Source organism: Burkholderia sp. 9775_39 (assembly GCF_015712225.1).
Lineage (GTDB): Bacteria > Pseudomonadota > Gammaproteobacteria > Burkholderiales > Burkholderiaceae > Burkholderia > Burkholderia cenocepacia.
Map to the genome: position 1 here is coordinate 1 of NZ_JACCQC010000109.1, position 398 is coordinate 398.

At 61.6% G+C, this 398-nt stretch carries 1 pseudogene; it reads left to right on the forward strand.

From position 1 onward, the window contains the following. Positions 1–398 (forward strand): annotated as a pseudogene (locus H0X90_RS35505) (hypothetical protein); the annotation flags it as partial.

The window sequence follows — 398 nt, forward strand, 5'->3', positions numbered from 1 at the left end:
GGCGCCCGCCTGATCGTGCTACCTGAGGGCGCGAACGCGCAATGGAATGACGGCCAGGCCTTCTACTGGAGCGACATCGCAGAGTTGGCAAGGAAGAAGAAGGCGACGGTTCTGCTGGGAGTCTATGAGACCGATCCACTCACCCAGCATGACGGGCGTGACACTCTGCTCGACCTGGTAACGGACCAGCACTACACAGCGCAAATGCCCATGCCAATTGGAATGTGGAGACCGTGGGCAGATGAGCACTACCCGATGCGGGCACCCGGGGGCGGCCTGCAGACTCGCTACGGCCCGGCGTTAATCTCGATCTGCTATGAGGATCTGCTATTGTGGCCGCTGATTGCCCAGCGTCTGCAGATGACCGCGCATGGCACGACCCCGGCGCTGCTCATTTC